Source organism: Thauera sp. (assembly GCF_035444905.1).
In the GTDB taxonomy this organism is placed as follows: Bacteria; Pseudomonadota; Gammaproteobacteria; order Burkholderiales; family Rhodocyclaceae; genus Thauera.
In genome coordinates this window covers 116,899-138,614 of sequence record NZ_DAOMPS010000007.1, presented here as the reverse complement: position 1 = coordinate 138,614, position 21,716 = coordinate 116,899, and the positions used below count along the sequence as shown (strand labels likewise).

The window sequence follows — 21,716 nt, the reverse complement described above, 5'->3', positions numbered from 1 at the left end:
AATCACCTGGGTACTTTTCAGCGCGCAGACCCCGCGAAATCTGGGTAGTTTTCAGCGCGCGTCAACACTCCACCCAGTGATTGATGGGCGAACGGGCGCGATTATGGTGCTCGCCAAAGGGGATGATCTGGATCCGGTTGGCGGGTACGCGCATGGCGATCAGTCGCTGGCGCACGACGGCCAAGGACCGCTCGGCAAGGCCCATGTTCAGTGCCGGGCTGCCACCATCGGGCACGAAGCCCTCCAACCACAGGCTGAGTCGTTCGTCGGCCTTCGCTGCTTCTGCCACCTCGCGCAGACGAGCTTCCATCTCTGGCGTTAGGGCGTCAGCCATGGGGTGGAGCTCGATGACGGCAACGGGTTCCTCTGCAGGGGACGGGGCCTCGGGTTTCGTCTTGCCAGATGGAGAGACGTCCCGATCCGACGCGGCCAGCACAGTCGATGGGGCGCCTGCAATCGACGGCGCGAATTCCGTGTCCGCCTGCATGATCTCGCCACGGTCGGTCGATTGCGCACCCTGCTCGCGCGGGGTGGCGCACCCGACAAGCAAGAGGGATAAGCAGCCAAAGAGCAGCGGGCATCGCCCCCGGGAGTTGCCAGAGCGCCTGCCGGCGGCGAGTGCGTATCCCCGGGGCGTCACGCTGAGACGCCTTGTCGATTGGCGGTTCGTTCATTTCGAAGTGCGGCCAACTCCATGCGCAGGGCTCTGAGCTCGGTCAGCACCTCGTTGTGATCGACGTCGACCAAGGCGCGCGTCTTCTCTTGTTCGTCGTGCTCCGCCTCACTCATCGCATCGACGACGATGGCGATGAAGAGGTTGAGCACCGCGAAGGTGGTCAGCAGGATGAAGGCGACGAAGAAGACCCAGGCATAGGGATGCGCTTCCATGACCGGACGGGCGATGCCCATCGACCACGACTCGAGCGTCATCACCTGGAACAAGGTATAGAACGATGCCCCTATGGTGCCGAACCACTCCGGAAAGTCGCCACCGAAGAGCTTGGTGGTCATCACGGACGCCACGTAGAAGACCAGGAGCAACAGCGTGACGACCGAGCCCATGCCCGGGATGGCCTTCAATAGCGCGTTTACGACCTTGCGCATCGAAGGTACGACCGAAATCAGTCGCAGTGCGCGCAGGATGCGCAGGGAGCGCAGGACCTGCAGGCCTTCGCCTGTGGGAGCGAGCGTGATCGCCACGATCACGAAGTCGAACACGTTCCAGCCGCTGCTGAAGAAGCGGAGCCGATAGACGATGAGCTTCATGACGATCTCGACCACGAAGATGAAGAGTGCGGCGCGATCAAGCGCCAGCAGCATTCCGCCCGCCTGGGACATCACCATGGGGGATGTCTCCAGACCCAGCGTGATGGCATTGATGACGATGACCGCGATGATGAAGCGCTGAAAGGAAGTGGACTCGACGAGGCGTTGGAGCGTAGCGACCATAGTTGAGAATTGCCTGATGGTTGATGAAGCGGCTTTCCGGCACCACGGAAAGCATGACAGGGGGCAGATCAGGCGCGCGACCAGCCCGCGGCCTGTGTCAAGGACACCCGATGCTGCCTGCCGCCGCCGAAGGCGAACAGGCGCACCCGCAGCGTCCTCGCCACGATGGCGGCGAAGGCCGCCCCTAACCACCATGTTCCGATCAATGCCATCGCACGCTCCGCACAAAACGAAAAAGGGTCTGTTCCCGAAGGACACAGACCCCTGCGTGCTGTCACTGCGCGGACCTTGCCCTTGGGCAAGGTCTCGCTTGCAACGGATTCAATCGTTGCCCCCGGCACCGGGAGACGGTCTCGCGACCGGTCTGCCGTGATGACGATGCCGAGGCGAAAAAGCTACTCCCCTTGATGGGTCGCGAGTGTATGCCGCGCTGCGACGAAGTCAAGAGCCGGAATCGCGGGCTCCCCCCGAGGCTATCGACACGTCGGTCCGACTCGGGCATCATCATTTTCGTCGCAACAGATAAAGGTCTGCGCGGGGTGTGCTGCACCCCGCTCTATGAGTCGTTTCACCCGCCTCCAGAGAACACTCTCTACATTCCCGGACGAAGGGCCCCGCCCCGCTCCGGAAGACGCCCCAGGCCGATGTTGCCCCTGGGGCGTGTCACGTTCACCGACCCCCACGAAACGACCCGCAGTCCGCGTTGATCGGATTGGCTTGGCCTGCCCGACGCCTGCATGGCGTCTCCAGGCACGCCTACTGCTGTCCGCGCTCGATCATGCCGCCCGGCAGATCCTTGCTCGTCCTTACCTCTGCCCGCTCCGCTGCCCCTGAACCATGGAAATTGCCCTACTGATCGCCCTCATCGTGCTCAACGGTGTCTTTGCAATGTCCGAGATCGCGCTCGTCACCGCGCGGCGCGCCCGCCTCGCCCGACTCGCTGAGGACGGTGACGGCTCGGCCGAAGTCGCCATCAAGCTCGGCGAGGATCCGACCCGCTTCCTGTCCACCATCCAGATCGGCATCACCTCGATCGGCATCCTCAACGGCATCGTCGGCGAAGCGGCGCTGGCGGGCCCGCTGGCGGAGTGGCTGCAGACTCTGGGCGTGGAGCAGCGCACCAGCGAGATCGGCTCGACCGTCCTCGTCGTGGTGGTCATCACCTATGTCTCGATCGTGGTCGGCGAACTCGTCCCCAAACGCATCGGCCAGATCAACCCGGAAGGCATTGCCCGCCTCGTGGCACGCCCGATGAACGTGCTCGCCATCGCCTCGCGCCCCTTCGTGCATCTGCTGGCCGGCTCGACGGCCTTGCTGTTGAAGCTGATGGGCCAGCGTGAGACAAGCGGCCCGAGCGTGACGGAAGAAGAGATCCACGCCATGCTCAACGAGGGCTCGGAGGCCGGCGTCATCGAGAAGAGCGAACACGAGATGGTGCGTAACGTGTTCCGCCTCGACGATCGTCAGATCGGCTCGCTGATGGTGCCGCGCGCCGACATCGTCTCGCTGGACGTTGATCGTCCGCTCGACGAGAACCTGGCCCTGGTGGCCGAATCCGCGCACTCCAGCTTCCCGGTGTGCCGCAATGGGCTGGACGACATCCTCGGCATCGCCAGCGCCAAGAAGATCTTCTCGCGGATGCTGCGTGGCGAGAGCATCGACCTCACCCAGGACCTGCAGGCGCCGGTCTACGTGCCCGAATCGCTCACGGGCATGGAGCTGCTCGACCAGTTCCGCGCCTCGGGCACCTACATCGTGTTCGTGATCGACGAGTATGGCGAGGTGCAAGGGATGGTGACGCTGCACGACGTCATCGAGTCGGTAACCGGCGAATTCCTGCCGCACGACACCGAGGAGTCGTGGGCGGTGCAGCGCGAGGATGGCTCCTGGCTGCTCGACGGACTCATTCCGATCGTCGAGCTCAAGGACCGCCTGGTCATCAAGACCGTCCCCGAAGAGGAGAAGGGCCGCTATCACACCTTGTCCGGCATGGTGATGTGGCTGCTCGGCCGCATGCCCAGTACCGGCGACATCGCCACCTGGGAAAACTGGCGCCTGGAGGTCATCGACCTCGACGGCAAGCGCATCGACAAGGTGCTGGCGACGCGACTGCCCGATCCAATCCCCAAGGCGGCGGCCGACGTCGAGCCCCCGGCCTCCTTAACTGACTGACTGGCCTCGTTCGCAGGCCGGCCGCCGATCCACGGGCTGACCCGGGTGCTGCAAGGCCGTTGAGCGCTCGAGCGCGAAGAGAACGATCATGATCGATCAGGTTGCCGAGAAGATCGCCCGCAGAGTCATTCTTGGCTTCCTGCTCGGTGGCCTGCTGATCCTCAGCTATGCCGTGCTGCACGTGTTCATCGTGCCGGTGGCCTGGGCGATCATCATTGCGTTTGCGACCTGGCCGCTCTACCGCAGGCTGCGCGCGCGGCTACGGCGCTACCCGACCCTCAGTGCGCTGCTGATGACCCTGCTGCTCAGCGCCGCATTCATCCTGCCCGCGCTGTGGATGGGGGCGCTGCTGAGGACCGAGGTCGGCGTGGCCATCGCCACGGTCACCGCACAGATCAAGGCGGGCTCGCTGGGGCTGCCGGATTTCATCCGCGCGCTGCCATGGATTGGCGACGCCTTGCAGGCACTCCTCAACGACCTCACCGGGGATCCCGACGCCTTCAAGGCGCAACTCACCGAGTGGGTGCGACAGGGCAGCGACCAGGCCGTCGCCCTCCTCGGCGATGTGGGGCGAAACGCCGCCAAGCTCGGCTTTGCGCTGATCACCGTGTTCTTCCTGTACCGCGATGGCGATCGTGTGCTGGCCCAGGTCCAGGTGGTGCTGCACCGCTTTCTTGGCGAGCGCGTCGATGCCTACCTCGCCGCGGTCGGCGGCATGACGAAGGCGGTGGTGTGGGGGCTGATCGCGACCGCGCTGGGGCAGGGCCTGGTGGCCGGCCTGGGCTATTGGTGGGCGGGCCTGCCGGCGCCGGTGCTGCTCGGGGCGGTCACCGCCCTGATTGCGATGATCCCGTTCGGCACGCCGTTCGCGTGGGGCTCGCTGGGCGTGTGGCTGCTCGTCAGCGGCGACACGGCGGCCGGCGTCGGCCTGCTGCTGTGGGGCGCCTTGGTCGTGAGCTGGGTGGACAACCTCATCCGCCCGCTCGTCATCAGCAACGCAACCCAGATCCCCTTCCTGCTGGTGATGTTCGGCGTCCTCGGTGGCCTGGCCGCATTCGGCCTGGTCGGCCTCTTCCTGGGGCCGGTCGTGCTTGCGGTGCTGATGGCGGTGTGGCGGGAGTGGATCGAGGAGTCGGACCTGGCCAACCGCAACCGTCCATCATCGACGAGCCCGGACTGAAGCACTGCAAGGACATGCCTTGAGCGCCACGAAACGTTCGCTTTCGATCTATCTCAATTCCCGATGGAACGGGCAGCGGTCTGCGCCTGGGCTTTTCTGGTGGGACCTGACGGTCGTCGGCACCTTGATCAATGGCGTCCTGGGCCTGGCCTCCCTGCTCTTGCTGGCCAAGGGCGTCGATGGTTTCGTCTGGCTGGCATTTCACTTGATGCTGATTCCGTACAACCTCTTTCTCGTTTTGAGCGTGCATCGGAATACTGAGAGCAACCTGATACACAGGGGTGGATCAATCGCCTGGTTAGCTTGCACCCTGCTGGTCTGAATGCGTTCCGCGGAGACGAACTTGGACACGAGCACACCTTCTCTTGCCGCCTCGTCGCATGCGCGACCCGGCGAGAGCGTTTGTCGCGAGCTGGATGTTGTCCCGGCTGCCGGCTTGGCGCAGGAGGATATCGCCTCGCGCCTGCAACGCCATGGCCCCAACCGGCTGGCGGAAGCGCCCCCGCGGCCCCTGTGGCTGAAGTTCCTCGATCAGTTCAGGAGCGTGCTGATCGGCATCCTGATCGGCGCCGCGCTGCTTGCCGGACTGATCGGCGACATCAAGGACGCGGCCGTGATTGCCGTGGTCGTGCTGCTCAACGCCACCCTGGGCTTCTTGCAGGAGCGTCGTGCGGAAAACGCCCTGTCCGCCCTGCGCGGCATGCTGGCGCCAAGCGCAAGGGTACGACGCGACGGCGACGCCCGGATCGTGCCGGCCGAAGAGCTCGTGCCAGGCGACATCCTGTTGCTGGAGGCGGGCGATCGCGTGCCCGCCGATGCCCGGGTGCTGCAGGCGCATGGGGCCGAAGTGGCCGAGGCGGCGCTGACCGGCGAGTCCCATGCGGTCGGCAAGACCGCCGAGGCCGTGGACGCCGGCGTATCCCTTGCCGAACGCGTCGGCATGGTGTTCATGAACACCGTGGTCACCCGAGGTCGCATCGAGGCCGTGGTGACCGCGACCGGCATGCACACCGAGATGGGGCGCCTGGCCGGGCTGCTCGCACAGACAGCCGAGTCCTCGACGCCCCTGCAGATCCAGCTCGACGTGCTGGGCAAGCGTCTCGCGTTCATCGCCGCCGTGGTGGTCGGCCTGATGTTCGTGGCCGGGCTGATGCGTGGCGATGACTTGGTCACGACGGCGATGACCGCCATCGCCCTCGCCGTCGCCGCGATCCCCGAGGGCCTGCCGGCGGTGGTCACGGTGACGCTGGCGCTCGGCATGCACCGCATGGCCAGGCGCCACGTGATCGTCAAGAAGCTTGCTGCGGTCGAGACGCTCGGGTGCACCACGGTGATCTGCTCGGACAAGACCGGCACGCTGACACTGAACCAGATGACCGCTCGCGTGCTGCACGCGGCAGGTCGCCGCTACGCGATCGAAGGCGAAGGCTATGTCGCTGCCGGCCGCATTCTGGACGAAGAAGGCCGCGCCGCCGGCACCGCGCTGCATGAACTCCTGCTGCCGGCCGCCTTGTGCGCCGATGCACGCCTGCAGGCGGGCCAGCTCATCGGCGACCCCACCGAAGGGGCCCTGCTTGCGCTCGCCGTCAAAGCGGGGGTGGATCCTGGCCTGCAGGCCGAGCGCACGCCCCGCATCGCCGAGTTGCCCTTTGACTCGGCACACAAGTTCATGGCGACCTTCCACCACGATGGCGACGCGGTCCAGGTCTGGGTGAAGGGTGCGCCCGATGTGCTGATCGGCCGCGCCGCGCGCATGCTGGGCCGGGACGGCGAGGTCGTGCTGGACACGGAGGCCAGAGAACGTCTGCTGCGTGCCAACCAGGAACTCGCCGAGGGGGCGATGCGTGTGCTCGCGCTCGCCGGACGTCGGATTCCGGCGTCTGCATTCGATCCCGCCGGTGACTTGATGGGCTGGGTGAATGAGCTGAGCCTGTGCGGACTGGTCGGCATCATCGATCCGCCGCGCCCCGAGGCGCGCGAGTCGATTGCGCAGTGCAATGCTGCAGGGATCCGGGTGAAGATGATCACCGGCGACCATCCGGTGACGGCCGCCGCCATCGCGCGCGAGCTCGGCCTGGTTGGCGAGGTGCATGAGGGACGCGAGCTCGATGGCCTGAGCGACGAGGCCACCACTGCGCTGGTCGAACGCAGCGCGGTATTCGCCCGCGTGGCGCCCGAACACAAGATGCGTATCGTGGAATCGCTGCAACGGCGTGGTCATGTCGTGGCGATGACTGGCGATGGTGTCAATGACGCCCCTGCGCTCAAGCGTGCCGACATCGGCGTGGCGATGGGCATCACCGGCACGGAGGTCACCAAGGAGGCTGCCACCCTGGTACTTACCGACGACAACTTTGCCTCCATCGTCGGCGCAGTACGCGAGGGACGCACCATCTACGAGAACATCGTCAAGTTCGTGCGCTTCCACCTGTCGACCAACATCGGTGCCATCCTCACCGTGCTTGGGGCGCCATTCATGGGGCTGGCGACACCCTTCACCGCAGTGCAGATCCTGTGGGTGAACATCATCATGGACGGTCCGCCGGCGATGACGCTCGGCGTGGAGCCGGCCCGCCCCGGGATCATGGACCAGCCGCCACGCGCCGACGATGCCGCCATCCTGTCGCCGCAGCGCATGTGGCGCATCGCGCTGTACGGCCTGACGATGGCGGTGGGGACCCTGGGCGTCTATGCCTGGGCCATGGCCTCGGGCGATACCGCCCGCGCGATGACGCTGGCCTTCACCACCTTCGTGCTGTTCCAGTTCTTCAACATCTTCAATGCCCGCACCGAGCATGGCAGCGCGTTCAATCGGCAGTTCTTCAGCAACGGCAAGCTGTGGCTCGCCCTGCTGGGTGTGGTCCTGCTGCAGATCGTCGTGGTGCATTGGGCGCCAGCGCAGGCCGTGTTCGACACGGTCGCGCTGAGCGCGAACGACTGGCTGATCGCCACCGCGGTCGCCTCCACCACGCTGCTGCTCGAAGAGGCGCGCAAGGCGTTGTGCCGCTTGGCGAGCTGAGTCAGCGGCTGCAGGGCGTCCAGCTCGGCGGTTCGGTCAGCCCCGGTGCGAGCGCTGCAGCAGCCGATCGAGCCGGTTCGCGAAAGCCTGCCGGTCGGCGGTGCTGAACGGCGCAGGGCCGCCGGTTTCGACGCCGGTGCTGCGCAAGGTGTCCATGAAGTTGCGCAGGTCGAGCAGTTCGCGGATGTTCTCCTTCCCGTACAGCTCGCCCTTGGGCGACAAGGCGTGGGCGTCGCGGGCGACGACGTCGGCGGCCAGCGGGATGTCGGCGGTGATGACGAGGTCGCCCGCGTGCAGGTGGGCGGCGATGTACTTGTCGGCCTCGTCGAAGCCGCCGGGCACCTGGATCATCCTGATGTTGGGGGCGGCGGGCACGCGCAGGTACTGGTTGGCGACCAGGGTGAGCGGATGTCCGGTGCGCGCGGCGGCGCGGAACAGGATGTCCTTGATGACGCCGGGGCAGGCGTCGGCGTCGACCCAGATGTGCACGGGGCACCTCTCATGATGCGTTGGCAGAAGGCAGGGGCCTCTCGCCTCTCACAAGCGGGAGACCGACCGCCGGGTCGCATTGTGGCGGATCGGGCGTCAGAATGGTGCGCCACTCAGGCCTCTTCGCCGAGGTAGGCCGCGCGCACCTTAGGGTCCTGCAGCAGGGCGCTGCCGCTGCCGGTGAGCGTGATCTGGCCCGATTCCATGACGTAGCCGCGCTGGGCGAACTCGAGCGCGAGGTTCGCGTTCTGCTCGACGAGCAGGATGGTCACGCCTTCGCGCGCCACCGATTGCACGACCTCGAAGATCTTCTCCACCACCAGCGGCGCCAGGCCCATCGAGGGTTCATCCAGCAGCAGCAGCCGCGGGCGCGACAGCAGGGCGCGGCCAATCGCCAGCATCTGCTGCTCGCCGCCCGACAGCGTGCCGGCGACCTGCGCCAGACGCTCCTTGATGCGTGGCAGCATGGTATAGACGCGTTCGAGGTCGGCCTCGATGCCCGCGTTGTCGCGGCGGCTGTAGGCGCCCATGCGCAGGTTCTCTTCCACCGTCAGGCGGGTGAAGATGCCGCGCCCCTCGGGTACCAGGGCGATGCCCGCGCGCAGGCGGCGGTGGGCGGGCAGGGTGTTGATGCGCTCGCCCTTGTAGTGGATGTCGCCACCGGCGAGCGGCAGCACGCCGGCGATGGCGTTGAGCGTGGTGGTCTTGCCGGCGCCGTTGGCGCCGATCAGGCAGACGGTTTCGCCGGCGTGGAGTTCGAGCTCGATGCCCTTGACCGCCTGGATGCCGCCGTAGGCGATCTTGAGGCCCTGCAGGCGCAGCAGCGGCGAGCCCGGATCGGTGTGCGGATCAGTGCGCATGCTTGCCCCCGCCGAGGTAGGCGGCGATCACCGCGTCGTCCTTCTGCACCACCGCGGGGACGTCCTCGGCGATCTTGCGGCCGAAGTCGAGCACCGCGACCCGGTCGCACAGGCCCATCACCAGCTTCACGTCGTGCTCGATCAGCATCACGGTGATGCCGTCGCGACGGATCTGGTCGATCAGCAGCTTGAGCTGGCCGGTCTCCGTGGCATTCATGCCCGCGGCGGGCTCGTCCAGCGCCAGCAGTTGCGGTTCGGTGGCGAGCGCGCGCGCGATCTCGAGCCGGCGCTGGTCGCCGTAGGACAGGTTCTTCGACACCACGTCGGCGAAACGCTCGATACCGACGTAGCGCAGCAGTTCGTAGGCGCGCTCGGTGGTCAGGCGCTCCTCCTCCCGGGTGAAGCGGTTCTGCAGCAGCACGCCCCACACGCCGGCCTTGGTGCGGACGTGATGGCCGGCCATGACGTTCTCGAGCGCGGTGAGGTCACGGAACAGGCGGATGTTCTGGAAGGTGCGGGCGATGCCGCGGCCGACGATCTTGTGCGGCTTGCCGACCGGCAGCTCGCTGCCGTTGAAGACGAATTCGCCGCCATCGGGCGTATAGGCACCGGTGAGCACGTTGAAGAAGGTGGTCTTGCCCGCGCCGTTGGGGCCGATCAGCCCATACACCTCGCCCTTGTGGATGGTCAGCGACACGTCGGACAGCGCCTGCAGGCCGCCGAAGCGCTTGCCGATGTTGCGGGCCTCGAGCAGGGTGATCACTTCGCCGCCTCCCGCTTCAGCGTGTTGCTCAGGTGATGGTCGTGACAGTAGCGCGCGCGCGCCGGGATCATGCCGGCCGGGCGCAGCAGCATCATCAGGATCATCGCCAGCGACAGCAGCAGCATGCGCAGCACCTCGGGGTCGAGCAGCACGTGGCCGAACAGCGTCTGCTGCAGGGGCACGGCGACGTCGCGCAGGATCTCGGGCAGCAGCGCGAGCGCGAAGGCGCCCACCACCGCACCGGCGATGTTGCCCATGCCGCCGAACACCACCATGGTCAGCACCGCGATGGATTCCATCAGGCTGAAGCTCTCCGGGCTGACGAAGCCCTGGAAGGCGCCGAACAGGCAGCCTGCCACGCCGCCGAAGGTGGCGCCGAGAGCGAAGGCGAGCAGCTTCATGTTGCGCGTGTTGATGCCGATCGCCTTGGCGGCGAGCTCGTCGTCGCGCATCGCCGCCCACGCCCGGCCGATGCGCGAGATCTGCAGGCGCTGGATGAAGAGGATGGAGGCGGCGACCGCGGCGAGGAAGAAGTAGTAGTAAAGGAACAGCGAGTTGATCGTGAAGTCCTCGCCAATGCGGATGTTGCGCGACAGGTCCCAGCCGAACAGCACGATCGGGTCGATCATGTTGATGCCCTGCGGCCCGTTGGTGATGTTCACCGGGTAGTTCAGGTTGAGCATGAAGATGCGCACGATCTCGCCAAAGCCCAGTGTCACGATGGCGAGGTAATCCCCGCGTAATCGCAGCACCGGAAAGCCGAGCATGATGCCCGCGAGCGCGGCGAAGGCAGCCCCCAGCGGCAGGATCAGCCAGAACGGCAGATGGATGCCGAAGTGCGGCGAGGCCAGGAAGGCGAAGGTGTAGGCCCCCACCGCATAGAACGCGATGTAGCCCAGGTCGAGCAGGCCGGCGAAGCCCACCACCAGGTTGAGCCCCAGTGCCAGCATCATGTACAGCAGCGCGAAGTCGAGGATGCGCACCCAGCTGCGGCCGAACTGCCAGGCGATGAAGGGTGCCGCGATGGCGACGATGATGATCAGCCAGCGCGCGGCGGTGGGGTTGCGCTTGCCCAGCCAGGGGACGGCGGCGACGAGTTCGTTCATGGTGCGTGCTCGCTCAGGCCCGGTCCGACACGCGTTCGCCGAGCAGTCCGGTGGGGCGGAAGATCAGCACCAGGCCGAGAATGATGAAGGCGAAGATGTCCTGGTAGGACGAATTGAGGAAGCCGAAGGTGAAGTGCTCGATGTAGCCGGCGCCGAAGGACTCGACCAGGCCGAGCACGACGCCGCCGAGCATGGCGCCGCCGAGGTTGCCGATGCCGCCCAGCACCGCGGCGGTGAAGGCCTTCAGGCCTGGCATGAAGCCCATGCCGTAGTGGGCAATGCCGTAGTTGCTGGCGAACATCACGCCGGCCACGGCGGCGAGCGCCGCACCGATGACGAAGGTGAGGGCGATCACCGCATTGGTGTCCACCCCCATCAGGCTGGCGACGCGGTGGTTCTCGGCGGTGGCGCGCATCGCGCGGCCGATACGCGTGCGATTGATGAGCAGCAGCAGGCCGGTCATCAGCAGCGCCGACACGACGACGATGGTGACCTGCACCGGGGTCACGAACACGCCGGGGATCGGCTGCAGCGGGGTGGTCGAGATGAGCTGCGGGAAGGTGTGGTAATTGCGCCCCCAGATGATCATCGCCAGGGTCTGCAGCAGGAAGGAGACGCCGATCGCGGTGATCAGCGGCGCCAGCCGCGGCGCGTTGCGCAAGCGCCGGTAGGCGAGGCGCTCCATCGTGAAGCCGAGCAGCATGCAGATCACCATCGCCACCGCGAGCGCGATGGCCAGCATCACCAGCGGCGACATGCCGGGCGCCATGCCCATCAGGAACAGCATGGTCTGTAGCGCGACGAGCGCGCCGACCATCAGCACGTCGCCGTGGGCGAAGTTGATCAGCCCCAGGATGCCGTACACCATCGTGTAGCCGAGCGCGATCAGCGCGTAGACGCTGCCGATCACCAGCCCGTTGATGAACTGCTGGATCAGGGTTTCCATGCTGCCTTCCTGAAATCTGCGGGCGCGCGCCCGACGAGCCGGCGTACCGCGCGCGAGCGGCTGCGCCGGTGGGGAAAAGGGGAAAAAGCGCAGGGGTGCCGCCCGCGCACCGTGATCAGGGCGCGAGGGCGGCGGTTCAGAGGCTTACAGCGGCACCCAGGCGCCGTCCTTGAAGTTGTAGATCGTCACCGCGCCTTCCTTGATGTCGCCGTTGGCATCGAAGGAGACGTTGCCGATCACGCCGGGGAAGTTGCTGTTCCTGAGCTCGGGCAGGTACTTGGCCGGCTCGACCGAGTCGGCCTTCTGCATTGCGTTGATGATTGCCATCGCGGCGTCGTAGGCGTAGGGGGAATAGATCTGCACATCGCTGTTGAAGCGCTTCTTGTAGCGCTCCCGGAAGTCGGCACCGCCCGGCATCTTCTCGAGCGGCAGGCCGGGCAGCGAGCAGTAGGCGTTCGACGACATGCCGTCTCCGGCGAGCTTGATCATCTCGGGGCTGCAGCCGCCGTCGCCGGTGAGGAACTTGGCGGTGATGCCGAGCTGCTTCATCTGGCGCACCATCGGCCCGGCCTGGGCGTCCATGCCGCCGTAGAAGATCACCTCGGGGTTGGTCGCGCGGATCTTGGTCAGGATGGCATTGAAGTCGGTGGCCTTGTCGGTGGTGAACTCGCGCGCCACGACTTCGCCGCCCCCTTCCTTGACTGCCTTCGCCGTCTCGTCGGCCAGGCCCTGGCCATAGGCGGTGCGGTCGTCGATGATCGCGACGCGCTTGGCGCCGAGCGCGCCGGTGGCGTACTTGCCCAGCCCGGTGCCCTGCTGCACGTCGTTGGCGATGGTGCGGAACACACCAGTGAAGCCCTGCAGCGTCAGCTTCGGGTTGGTCGAGGCCGGCGACACCTGCGGAATGCCGGCCTGGTCGTAGATGCGCGAGGCCGGAATCGAGGTGCCCGAGTTCAGGTGGCCGATCACCCCCTTCACCCCGGCATCGACCAGGCGCTGTGCCACCGTGGTGCCGGTGCGCGGGTCGGCCTGGTCGTCCTCGCCGACCAGCTCGAACTTGACCTGCTTGCCACCGATCGTGATGCCTTTGGCATTGGCTTCCTCGATGGCGAGACGGGTGCCGTTCTCGAGATCCTTGCCGAGGTGGGACTGGTTGCCGGTGAGCGGGGCTGCGCCGCCCAGCTTGACCACCATTTCCTGTGCGTGGGCGGCGGTGAGGCCGATGCTCATCAAGGCGACTGCGACGACGGTTCTCTTCATGCTCTGGATCTCCGGAGTGATCAGGGATGTTGTTTGGGTGAGGCCGAAACGCGCAGCTATTGTGCCCAAAATCCGGTCTTGTGCATGCGGGATTTGAATGAGCGGATAAGGCTTTCGCCTGGAAAGCTCAGCGCCGCCCCGGGGGCGAGATCCGCCGCACCCTGCATGGACGATGTTGCGCCGCCGCAAGCGTCGGTTGTCAGGGGCGATGGTGCGGTGCAATATATCGCATGTCGCATCCATGCCCACCCCGAACCGAGGCCGAAATTGCCTTTCCGCCTGTCCCTGGCACGCGTCCGTGCCGCGCTCTCTCGCATTTTCGGCGGCAAGGCCGCCGTGCCGGCAACCTTGCCGCCGCCCGTGGTCGCGGCTGGGGAGGCGGTTGTGGTCGCGGTCGTGGACGCACCGCAGATCGCCGCCGCGCCGATCGAAGCGAAGGCGCCCCCTGTCGTGCTTGAGTGTGAGATCACGCCCCGGCCGGAGAACGAGCCCGCCGAGCCGGCCGCCATTGCCGCCGCGCCCGATCCGGACGTGGAACGGCTGCTCGCCCGCTGCGCCCGTCTGGAAGGCCAGAGGCTGGAGCTGACGACCCGTCTCGCCGACATGCAGCAGCAGCTGCGCCGTTACGAGCAGCAGCAATACCTGGCCCTTGGCGAGATCGTGGGCGAGTGCCTGCGCCTGCGCCAGGAATACCTCAGTCTCAAGGCCGCGCGCTCGGGCTCCGCGGCCGATCGTGAACGGGCGCGCCAGGCCGACGAGGACTTCGACGCCTACCGCCGCAGCACCGAGCACACGGCCGCGCCGCTGCCCGAACTCGACGACGATGAGCAGGACGAACTGCGCCGGCTCTATCGCGCAGCCGCCATGCGTTGTCATCCCGACCGCGCGGCGGAGACCGAGCGCGCCCAGGCCCATGAGATCTTCCTGCGCGTGCAGGCGGCGTATCAGGCCTGTGACCTGGAGGGTTTGCGCGGCATCACCGCCGAGCTCGCAGGCCTGGCGCGGCATGCGCAGGACACGGCTGCCGCGATGGAGGGCGCCGCGGGCAGCGGGGTCAGGCGCCGGGTGGCCGAGCTGCAGACCCAGGTCGCCGACCTGATCCTGGCCGTGCAGACCCTGCAGCTGGATCCCAATTACCGCCAGGCGGTACAGGTCGATTGCTGGGCGTCGAACTTTGCCGAGGCGCGCGCCGGCTTCGAGGCCGAATGCGAAGCCTTGCGCAGGCAGATTGCGAGCCTGGAGCCCGTGCCAGCCTGAGGCGGAGGGGACGGGGGCCCAGGTTCAGGCGCCGGCCTCGGCACCACCTGTCACACCTCCAGCGCGCGCACCTTGACCTTCCTGCCCTTGAGCTTGCCCGCCGACAGGCGGCGTACCGCATCGCGCGCGATCGCGCGCTCGACCGCCACGTAGGTGAGCTGGTCGGTGACGGTGATCTTGCCGACCTGCTCGCGCTTGAAGCCGGCCTCGCCGGTCAGTGCGCCGAGCACGTCCGCCGGGCGGATCTTGTCCTTGCGTCCGCCGAGGATGAGCAGGCTCACCATCGGCGCCTGCAACGGCTGCCCTTCATCCGCGGTCAGCTCGTCGAGCGCGTGCCACTCGGGTTCGAAGCCCATCATCTGCGCGATGCCGGCGACGCGGCGCCTGTCTGCGCTGCTGCACAGGCTCAGCGCCCAGCCGTCCTCGTCGCCGCGGCCGGTGCGGCCGATGCGGTGGATGTGGATCTCCGGATCGGGGGTGACATCGACGTTGATCACCGCCTCGAGCTGGGCGATGTCCAGCCCGCGCGCGGCGACGTCGGTGGCGACCAGGACCGAGCAGCTGCGGTTGGCGAACTGGATCAGCACCTGGTCGCGTTCGCGCTGCTCGAGTTCGCCGTTGAGGGCGAGCGCGGCGAAGCCCTCGGCGCGCAACTGCTCGACCAGGTCGCGGCATTGCTGGCGGGTGTTGCAGAAGGCCAGCGTGCTCGCCGGGCGGTAGTGGCGCAGCAGCCTGCCGACCGCCTGCAGCCGCGCCGGGTGGTCAACCTCGTAGAAGCGCTGGCGGATCTTGCTGCCCGCGTGTTGCTCGAGCAGCTTCACCTCCTGCGGCGTGCGCAGGTAGCGCGCGGCCAGGCCTGCGATGCCCTCGGGATAGGTGGCGGAGAACAGCAGGGTCTGGCGTGCCGACGGACAACGGCTGGCGACGTAGGCGATGTCGTCGTGAAAGCCCATGTCCAGCATGCGGTCGGCTTCGTCCAGCACCAGGGTGTTGAGGGCGTCGAGTCTGAGGCTGCCGCGTTCGAGGTGGTCCATCAGGCGCCCGGGCGTGCCGACCACGATGTGGGCACCGTGCTCCAGGCTGTCGCGCTGCGGCCGCATCGGCGTGCCGCCGCACAGCGACAGCACCTTGATGTTGGCCTCGAATCGCGCCAGGCGACGGATCTCCTGCGTGACCTGGTCGGCCAGCTCGCGGGTCGGGCACAGCACCATGGCCTGGACGGCGAGCCTGCGCACGTCGAGCCGGGTCAGCAGCGGCAGGGCGAAGGCTGCGGTCTTGCCGCTGCCGGTCTTGGCCTGAGCGATGAGGTCGTGCCCGGCGAGCGCCAGCGGCAGGCTGGCGGCCTGGATCGGGGTCATCGATCGGTAGTCGAGCTGGCGCAGGATGTCCAGCATCGCCAGCGGCAGGGGCAGGCCGTCGAAGGGCAGGCCCGGATCTGCGCCAGGGGACTGAGCGGCGGGCCCGCTCGGGCTGCTTGTGGGGTGTTCGGATGAGGTGTCGTTGAGCGTGGTCATGCGCGATTATCGGGCCTGATCCGGCGCGGTCGGCAGAAAACTTGCCGGCGCCCCTGCAGCAGCACCCGGCGTCAGGCGCCGGCGATCCAGCCTTCGAGCGTATCCATCACCGGCGGCAGGCCGAAATGCGGCGGTCCGTCGCGGGCGCAGGCGGCGGCCTGGAAGAGGGCGAGCACCGCGTCGAGGCGGTCGCCACTGGCGTCGTCGACCAGGCTGGCGCGCAGCGCCGCGTCAAGCTGCAGGGCCAGCGCCGGCTCGGCCAGGCCTGCGCAGAGGGCGTCGACGAGGGTTTCGCGCGCCAGCCGCCGCGCGGCGGTGTGCTTGCGCTTGTCGTCGCTCTTGTAGGAATGAGGCGTGATGCGGCGGGCCAGCAGTCCGGGATAGGCCTCGACCGCGACCCGCTGCGGGTCGCCCGCGTGCAGGCCGGCGACGCTGATGTGTGCGTCCAGCAGGCGGGGCGCGCCCTCGAGAAACATCAACCCGACGGGCGGATTCACCAGCTTGAGCGGGCTGTGCGAGCGCGCCGGCAGGTCGGTGGCGCGGTGGGCGTAGCGCCGGCCGACCGGACGGGTCTGGCGGTAGGCGTCGAGCGCGGCGCGAAAGCCGACCTTGCCGAGTGCGGCGCAGTGACGCACCAGTGCGGGCCAGGACTGCGGCCAGGCGAGATCGACCACCGCCTCGCGCGGCAGGCCGAAGGGAAAGTCGAAGGCGCCCAGCCAGGGGCCGGGGCGCGCCAGCAGGGCGTCGAAGGAGGCCCAGTCGGGGCAGGCCTCGATCGCCTCCAGCCTCAGGCATTCCGCCTCGAGTCGGCCGACGGCTACGGTGATCGGTTTTGCCCGCCGCGGTGCGGAGGTGAAGTCCACGCCGAGGAGCTGCCAGTCCTGCAGGCTCGTCACGGCGAGACCGGGCACGGCAGCGTGGCGGGGGCCATGATGCGCACGGCCGTGGTCACGGTGTTGAAGTGGATGGTGACGGTGTCGTCGATCGGTTGCGCATAGCCGCCCGCCATGGCGACGGCGACCGGCACGCCGGCGGCGCGGCAGGTGCCGAGCACCCGTTCGTCGCGGGCGGCGAGACCCTCGATGCTCAGAGCCAGCCGCCCGAGGCGGTCGCCGGCGTAGGGGTCAGCGCCGGCGAGGTAGATCACCAGCTCCGGTCGGGCGCGGCTGAACACGATGTCGAGCGCCTCGTCGAGCGCGGTGAGGTAGGCGTCGTCGCCGGTGTCGTCGGGCAGCTCGATGTCGAGGTCGCTCGCCTGTTTGCGGAAGGGGAAGTTCCTGGCGCCGTGCAGGCTGCAGGTGAATACCTCGGGCGCGCTGGCGAGGATGGTCGCGCTGCCGTCGCCCTGGTGCACATCGCAGTCGATGATGGCAATGCGTCCGGCGCGCCCCTCGGCCTGCATCGCCAGCGCCGCGATGGCAGCATCGTTGAAGACGCAGAAGCCGGAGCCGAAGTCGCGATGGGCGTGGTGGGTGCCGCCTGCCAGATTGGCGGCACAGGCGCGGCCGCCTTCGCGCGCCAGCGCGCTGCGGCAGGCGGCCAGCGTGGCCCCGGCCGAGCGGCGTGAGCGCTCGACCATCGCTGCGCTCCACGGAAAGCCGATGCGACGCACCTCGGCCGCCTCCAGCGTGCCGTCGATGACGCGCTGCAGGTAGCCGGCGTCGTGCGCGCGCAGGATCTCGGCATCGCTCGCCGCGGCCGGGACGTGGAAGTCGTCGGCGCCGAACAGCCCGCATTCGAGCAGGCGTGCGCGCAGGCGCGAGTACTTTTCCATCGGGAAACGGTGGCCCGCGGGCAGGGGCAGGACGAAATGGTCGGCGTAATACAGTTTCACGGCGGATGGCTTCCGGTTGAGCTCGCTGGGGCGGCACGGCGCGGGCGGGAACTTCGTCCCGGCGCCGGCTTCAGACCCCGCAGGCGGCAGAAAGTGCGCGAAGCATAAACCCCCGCTCGCCGCCTGGCGCCGCTGTAATACACTCGAACTCCCTGCCACTCATCACAACAACACGGTGCAGCCATGAGCCTCATCGAAAGCGTCCGCCCCCTCAAGGACAAGCTGACCGCCATCCGGCGCGACATCCACGCCCATCCCGAGCTCGCCTTTGCCGAGCACCGCACTGCCGAGCTGGTGGTGCGCCAGCTCGAAGCCCTCGGCATCGAGACCCACCGCGGCATCGGCGGCACCGGGGTGGTCGGCGTGGTGCGCGGCGGGCGTGGCCTGCGCGCGATCGGCCTGCGCGCCGACATGGATGCGCTGCCGATCACCGAGCGCAACGAATTCGCCCACAAATCCACCGTGCCGGGCTGCATGCACGCTTGCGGCCACGACGGCCACACCACCATGCTGCTGGGCGCCGCCGAGGCCCTGGCCGCGCGGCGCGACTTCGATGGCACGGTGTACCTGATCTTCCAGCCCGCCGAGGAAGGCGAGGGCGGCGCGCCGGCGATGATCGCCGATGGCCTCTTCGATCGATTCCCGATGGAGGCGGTGTTCGGCATGCACAACTGGCCGGGCATGGAGGCGGGCAGCTTCGCCATCCACAGCGGGCCGGTGATGGCGAGCGCGGACCGCTTCGACATCCGCTTCAGCGGCGTCGGTGCGCATGCGGCGATGCCGCACCTGGGGGTGGACCCGGTGGTCGCGGGCGCGGCCTTCGTGCAGGCCGCCCAGACCCTGGTCAGCCGGGTACTCGACCCGATCGATGCCGGCGTGGTGTCGATTACCCAGTTCCATGCCGGCGAGGCCTACAACGTGATCCCCGATCGCGCCGAGTTGTGCGGCACGGTGCGCACCTTCTCGGCCGAGGTGCGCGACCGCCTCGAGCGCGGCCTGCGCCAGGTGGCCGAAGGCATCGCCCGGAGCCACGGTGTGGATCTGAGCTTCGAGTTCCGCCGAGGCTATCCCCCGACCATCAACACCGTGGCCGAAGCTGCGCTGTGCGCCGAGGCCGCGCGCGCGGTGGCGGGGCCGGAGCGCGTGTTCACCGACCGCCGCCCGAGCATGGGGGCGGAGGACTTCGCCTACTTCCTGCAGGAAAAGCCGGGCGCCTACATCTGGATCGGCAATGGCCCGGGCGAGGGCGGCTGCATGCTGCACAACCCCAACTACGACTTCAACGACGAGGTGATGCCGGCCGGCGTGGCCTACTGGTGCGCGCTCGTGCGCCGTCTGCTCGGCCACGCAAACTGAGGCCGGCGACATGATGCGAACCCTGCGCCTGGCCTTTCGCATGATGCTGCGCGACCTGCGCGCGGGCGAACTGCACCTGCTCGGGCTGGCGATCGTGATTGCGGTGGCGAGCCTGACCAGCGTGGGCTTTCTGGCCGACCGCGTCGGCCGTGCCCTCGACCGCGAGGCCAACCAGTTGCTCGGCGGCGACCTCTTGCTGCGTGCCGACCGCCCCTGGCCGGCGGCCTTTGCCGACGAGGCCCGCGACCGTGGCCTGCAGACGGCGACCACCATCCTGTTCACCAGCATGGCGAGCACCGAGGAGGGCGCCGCACTCGCCGGCGTGAAGGTGGTCGAGGACGGCTACCCGCTGCGCGGCGCGATCCGCATCGCGCCCGGGCCGAACCAGCAGGACGAGGCCGCCGCGCGCGTTCCGGCAAGCGGCGAGCTGTGGCTGGACGAGCGCCTGTTCGCCGAGCTGGGCGTCGCCGTGGGCGACAGCGTGGGCATGGGCGAGGTCGAGTTTCGTGTCGGCGCGATGGTCAGCTTCGAGTCGGACCGCGGGGCGAACTTCTTCAGCCTGCTGCCGCGGGCGATCTTCAATCTCGCCGATCTCGAGCGTACCGGCCTGATCGCCGAGGGCAGCCGCGCCACCTGGCGCCTGCACGTGGCCGGGCCGCAGCCGGCGGTCGAGGCCTACGAGCGCTGGGCACGTGCCAACCTCGGTCGCGGCCAGGCGGTGGAGACGGTGGAGAACGCGCGTCCCGAGGTGCGCGCCGCGCTCGATCAGGCGCAGCGCTTCCTGCGCCTGGCGGCCCTGCTGGCGGTGATCCTCGCCGCGGTGGCGGTCGGCCTGTCGGCGCGCCGCTTCATGGCGCGCCACCTCGACGGCTGCGCGGTGATGCGGGTGCTGGGTGCGCGCCAGGTGCAGGTGCTCGGCATCGTGGTGGGCGAGTTCCTGCTCTTCGGGCTGGCGGCGGCGCTGGTCGGCACCGCGCTGGGCTGGAGCGTGCAGTGGGGGCTGGCCGGTGGCCTGCGCGAGATCCTCGCCACCGAGTTGCCTGCGCCGTCGCTGCTGCCGCTGGCGCATGGACTGGTGGTGGGCATGGCGCTGCTGGCGGGCTTCGTGCTGCCGCAGTTCCTGCGCCTGCACAAGGTCAGCACGCTGCGGGTGCTGCGGCGCGAGTTCGAGCTCACCGAGCCCTTGTCGGGCGCGGCCTGGGCCTTCGGCCTGGCGGCGTTGCTCGGGCTGATCTTCTGGATCGCTGCCGACGCCCGCCTGGGCGTGATGGTGGCGCTCGGCTTTGCGGTCGCGCTCGGGGTGTTCGCGCTGGCGGCGTGGTGGGTGCTGCATCTGGCCGGACGCATGAAGGGGCAGGGCAGCCTGCGCGGGGGCGGCTGGCGTTACGGGGTGGCGGCGCTAGGCCGGCGCATGGGCGGCAGCGTGGTCCAGGCCGCAGCCCTGGGCCTGGGCATGACCGCGCTGCTGCTGTTGACGCTGGTGCGCGGCGACCTGCTCGACAACTGGCGCGGCATGGCGCCGGCCGACGCGCCCAACCGCTTCGTCATCAACATCCAGCCCGACCAGCGCGCCGGCGTGGCCGCGCTGTTCGTGGCCGAAGGCCTGCCCGAGCCGACCATCCAGCCGATGATCCGTGGCCGCATGGTGAGCATCAACGGCACGCCGATCGACCCCGAGGCCTACGAGGATCAGCGCACGCGGCGCCTGGCCGAGCGCGAATTCAACCTGTCGTATGCGGCCGCGCTGCCGGGCGGCAACGTCATCGAGGCCGGACGCTGGCATGGCAGCGAGCGCGCGCCGCAACTCTCGGTCGAGAGCGGGCTGGCGCAGACCTTCGGCCTCAAGCTGGGCGACCGCGTGAACTTCGAGATTGCCGGCGAGCGCGTGGAGGCGCCGATCACCAGCGTGCGCAAGCTGGAATGGGACTCGATGCGGGTGAACTTTTTCTTCATCGCCTCCGAGGGCTTGCTCGAGGCCCATCCGGCCAGCCTGATCACCAGCTTCCATCTGCCGCCGGCGAACCATGACTTCACCACCCGCCTGGTCAGCGCCTTCCCCAACCTGACGGTGATCGACATCGCCGCCGTGATCGCCCAGGTGCAGGCGATGACCGACAAGCTGATCGTGATCGTGCAGTTCGTGTTCGGCTTTGCGGTGCTCGCCGGGCTGGTGGTGCTGTATGCGGCGCTGCAATCCACCCACGACGAGCGCGAATACGAACTCGCCATGCTGCGCACCCTGGGGGCGCGCAACCGCCAGGTGCGCCAGGCCCTGCTCGCCGAGTTCCTGGTGCTGGGCGGCGTGGCGGGCGTGCTCGCCGGTGTCGGCGCGAGCGCGATCGGCTGGCTGCTCGCCGAGCATGTGTTCCGCATGGCCTATGTCCCTGCGCTGCTGCCGGTGGTGGTGGCAGTGCTGCTCGGCATGGCCGGCGTGGTGGGCGGCGGCTGGTTGGGCACGCGCAAGCTGTTGTCGCGGCCGCCCCTGGCGAGCCTGCGCGCGCTGGCCTGAGG

Annotated in this window: 19 protein-coding genes; 7 read left to right on the top strand and 12 right to left on the bottom strand. The window is 68.3% G+C overall.

Annotated elements, in window-relative coordinates; genetic code table 11:
- Positions 1-61: 61 nt before the first annotated feature.
- From PLC66_RS05530 to PLC66_RS05520, 3 genes are all read right to left on the bottom strand, one after another.
- Positions 62-487: an OmpA family protein gene (locus PLC66_RS05530; RefSeq protein ID WP_324538240.1), complete on the bottom strand. Its 426-nt coding sequence runs from the start codon at positions 485-487 to the stop codon at positions 62-64.
- 149 nt (positions 488-636) lie between these two features.
- Positions 637-1,449, bottom strand: coding sequence for an ion transporter (locus tag PLC66_RS05525; RefSeq protein ID WP_324538239.1), 813 nt, complete (start codon positions 1,447-1,449; stop codon positions 637-639).
- A 68-nt stretch (positions 1,450-1,517) separates the two neighbouring features.
- Positions 1,518-1,661, bottom strand: a complete 144-nt coding sequence (locus PLC66_RS05520) for a hypothetical protein (protein WP_324538238.1) — start codon at positions 1,659-1,661, stop codon at positions 1,518-1,520.
- Between the two features lie 625 nt (positions 1,662-2,286).
- On the opposite strand from PLC66_RS05520, the gene PLC66_RS05515 reads away from it, so the two are divergent.
- The 4 genes from PLC66_RS05515 (at position 2,287) to PLC66_RS05500 (ending at position 7,820) form a co-directional block, all read left to right on the top strand.
- A complete protein-coding gene (locus PLC66_RS05515; protein ID WP_324538237.1) occupies positions 2,287-3,621 on the top strand; it encodes a hemolysin family protein in 1,335 nt (444 codons plus the stop codon).
- An 88-nt stretch (positions 3,622-3,709) separates the two neighbouring features.
- Positions 3,710-4,801 (top strand): AI-2E family transporter, encoded by a 1,092-nt coding sequence (locus tag PLC66_RS05510; RefSeq protein ID WP_324538236.1) that lies wholly within the window; start codon positions 3,710-3,712, stop codon positions 4,799-4,801.
- A gap of 19 nt (positions 4,802-4,820) precedes the next feature.
- Positions 4,821-5,123 (top strand): hypothetical protein, encoded by a 303-nt coding sequence (locus tag PLC66_RS05505; protein WP_324538235.1) that lies wholly within the window; start codon positions 4,821-4,823, stop codon positions 5,121-5,123.
- 21 nt (positions 5,124-5,144) lie between these two features.
- On the top strand, positions 5,145-7,820 hold the full coding sequence (locus PLC66_RS05500; protein ID WP_324538234.1) for a cation-translocating P-type ATPase: 2,676 nt from the start codon (positions 5,145-5,147) through the stop codon (positions 7,818-7,820).
- 36 nt (positions 7,821-7,856) lie between these two features.
- On the opposite strand, the gene PLC66_RS05495 is transcribed toward PLC66_RS05500, so the two are convergent.
- From PLC66_RS05495 to PLC66_RS05470, 6 genes are all read right to left on the bottom strand, one after another.
- The gene (locus PLC66_RS05495) at positions 7,857-8,309 is read right to left on the bottom strand and encodes a YaiI/YqxD family protein (protein WP_324538233.1); all 453 of its coding nucleotides are present in this window, start codon (positions 8,307-8,309) and stop codon (positions 7,857-7,859) included.
- Positions 8,310-8,422: 113 nt separating this feature from the next.
- The gene (locus PLC66_RS05490) at positions 8,423-9,169 is read right to left on the bottom strand and encodes an ABC transporter ATP-binding protein (protein ID WP_324538232.1); all 747 of its coding nucleotides are present in this window, start codon (positions 9,167-9,169) and stop codon (positions 8,423-8,425) included.
- On the bottom strand, positions 9,159-9,932 hold the full coding sequence (locus PLC66_RS05485; protein WP_324538231.1) for an ABC transporter ATP-binding protein: 774 nt from the start codon (positions 9,930-9,932) through the stop codon (positions 9,159-9,161). The genes PLC66_RS05490 and PLC66_RS05485 overlap by 11 nt, the downstream gene beginning before the upstream one ends.
- Positions 9,929-11,038: an ABC transporter permease subunit gene (locus PLC66_RS05480; RefSeq protein WP_324538230.1), complete on the bottom strand. Its 1,110-nt coding sequence runs from the start codon at positions 11,036-11,038 to the stop codon at positions 9,929-9,931. Before PLC66_RS05480 ends, PLC66_RS05485 begins: the two co-directional genes overlap by 4 nt.
- 13 nt (positions 11,039-11,051) lie before the next feature.
- A complete protein-coding gene (locus PLC66_RS05475) occupies positions 11,052-11,984 on the bottom strand; it encodes a branched-chain amino acid ABC transporter permease (RefSeq protein ID WP_324538229.1) in 933 nt (310 codons plus the stop codon).
- 144 nt (positions 11,985-12,128) lie between these two features.
- The gene (locus PLC66_RS05470) at positions 12,129-13,244 is read right to left on the bottom strand and encodes a branched-chain amino acid ABC transporter substrate-binding protein (RefSeq protein ID WP_324538228.1); all 1,116 of its coding nucleotides are present in this window, start codon (positions 13,242-13,244) and stop codon (positions 12,129-12,131) included.
- A gap of 165 nt (positions 13,245-13,409) precedes the next feature.
- Here PLC66_RS05470 and PLC66_RS05465 point away from each other — a divergent pair, with 165 nt between their 5' ends.
- On the top strand, positions 13,410-14,501 hold the full coding sequence (locus PLC66_RS05465) for a J domain-containing protein (protein WP_324538227.1): 1,092 nt from the start codon (positions 13,410-13,412) through the stop codon (positions 14,499-14,501).
- Between the two features lie 50 nt (positions 14,502-14,551).
- On the opposite strand, the gene dbpA is transcribed toward PLC66_RS05465, so the two are convergent.
- The 3 genes from dbpA to PLC66_RS05450 all read right to left on the bottom strand — a co-directional run bounded on the left by dbpA (position 14,552) and on the right by PLC66_RS05450 (position 17,849).
- A complete protein-coding gene (gene dbpA / locus PLC66_RS05460; RefSeq protein ID WP_324538226.1) occupies positions 14,552-16,015 on the bottom strand; it encodes an ATP-dependent RNA helicase DbpA in 1,464 nt (487 codons plus the stop codon).
- Between the two features lie 71 nt (positions 16,016-16,086).
- Positions 16,087-16,926, bottom strand: a complete 840-nt coding sequence (locus PLC66_RS05455) for a DUF429 domain-containing protein (protein ID WP_324538225.1) — start codon at positions 16,924-16,926, stop codon at positions 16,087-16,089.
- Positions 16,908-17,849, bottom strand: a complete 942-nt coding sequence (locus PLC66_RS05450) for a histone deacetylase family protein (RefSeq protein WP_324538224.1) — start codon at positions 17,847-17,849, stop codon at positions 16,908-16,910. Before PLC66_RS05450 ends, PLC66_RS05455 begins: the two co-directional genes overlap by 19 nt.
- A 183-nt stretch (positions 17,850-18,032) precedes the next feature.
- Here PLC66_RS05450 and PLC66_RS05445 point away from each other — a divergent pair, with 183 nt between their 5' ends.
- Together PLC66_RS05445 and PLC66_RS05440 are read left to right on the top strand one after the other, a co-directional pair.
- On the top strand, positions 18,033-19,205 hold the full coding sequence (locus PLC66_RS05445) for a M20 aminoacylase family protein (RefSeq protein ID WP_324538223.1): 1,173 nt from the start codon (positions 18,033-18,035) through the stop codon (positions 19,203-19,205).
- Positions 19,206-19,215: 10 nt separating this feature from the next.
- On the top strand, positions 19,216-21,714 hold the full coding sequence (locus PLC66_RS05440) for an ABC transporter permease (protein ID WP_324538222.1): 2,499 nt from the start codon (positions 19,216-19,218) through the stop codon (positions 21,712-21,714).
- Positions 21,715-21,716: the final 2 nt, after the last annotated feature.

Excerpts from the sequence above, each read along its gene's own strand:
- PLC66_RS05530 (WP_324538240.1), bottom strand. The coding sequence starts at position 487 with ATGCAGGCGGACACGGAATTCGCGCCGTCGATTGCAGGCGCCCCATCG.
- PLC66_RS05525 (WP_324538239.1), bottom strand. The coding sequence starts at position 1,449 with ATGGTCGCTACGCTCCAACGCCTCGTCGAGTCCACTTCCTTTCAGCGC.
- PLC66_RS05520 (WP_324538238.1), bottom strand. The coding sequence starts at position 1,661 with ATGGCATTGATCGGAACATGGTGGTTAGGGGCGGCCTTCGCCGCCATC.
- PLC66_RS05515 (WP_324538237.1), top strand. The coding sequence starts at position 2,287 with ATGGAAATTGCCCTACTGATCGCCCTCATCGTGCTCAACGGTGTCTTT.
- PLC66_RS05510 (WP_324538236.1), top strand. The coding sequence starts at position 3,710 with ATGATCGATCAGGTTGCCGAGAAGATCGCCCGCAGAGTCATTCTTGGC.
- PLC66_RS05490 (WP_324538232.1), bottom strand. The coding sequence starts at position 9,169 with ATGCGCACTGATCCGCACACCGATCCGGGCTCGCCGCTGCTGCGCCTG.
- PLC66_RS05480 (WP_324538230.1), bottom strand. The coding sequence starts at position 11,038 with ATGAACGAACTCGTCGCCGCCGTCCCCTGGCTGGGCAAGCGCAACCCC.
- PLC66_RS05475 (WP_324538229.1), bottom strand. The coding sequence starts at position 11,984 with ATGGAAACCCTGATCCAGCAGTTCATCAACGGGCTGGTGATCGGCAGC.
- PLC66_RS05470 (WP_324538228.1), bottom strand. The coding sequence starts at position 13,244 with ATGAAGAGAACCGTCGTCGCAGTCGCCTTGATGAGCATCGGCCTCACC.
- PLC66_RS05465 (WP_324538227.1), top strand. The coding sequence starts at position 13,410 with ATGGACGATGTTGCGCCGCCGCAAGCGTCGGTTGTCAGGGGCGATGGT.
- dbpA (WP_324538226.1), bottom strand. The coding sequence starts at position 16,015 with ATGACCACGCTCAACGACACCTCATCCGAACACCCCACAAGCAGCCCG.
- PLC66_RS05445 (WP_324538223.1), top strand. The coding sequence starts at position 18,033 with ATGAGCCTCATCGAAAGCGTCCGCCCCCTCAAGGACAAGCTGACCGCC.
- PLC66_RS05440 (WP_324538222.1), top strand. The coding sequence starts at position 19,216 with ATGATGCGAACCCTGCGCCTGGCCTTTCGCATGATGCTGCGCGACCTG.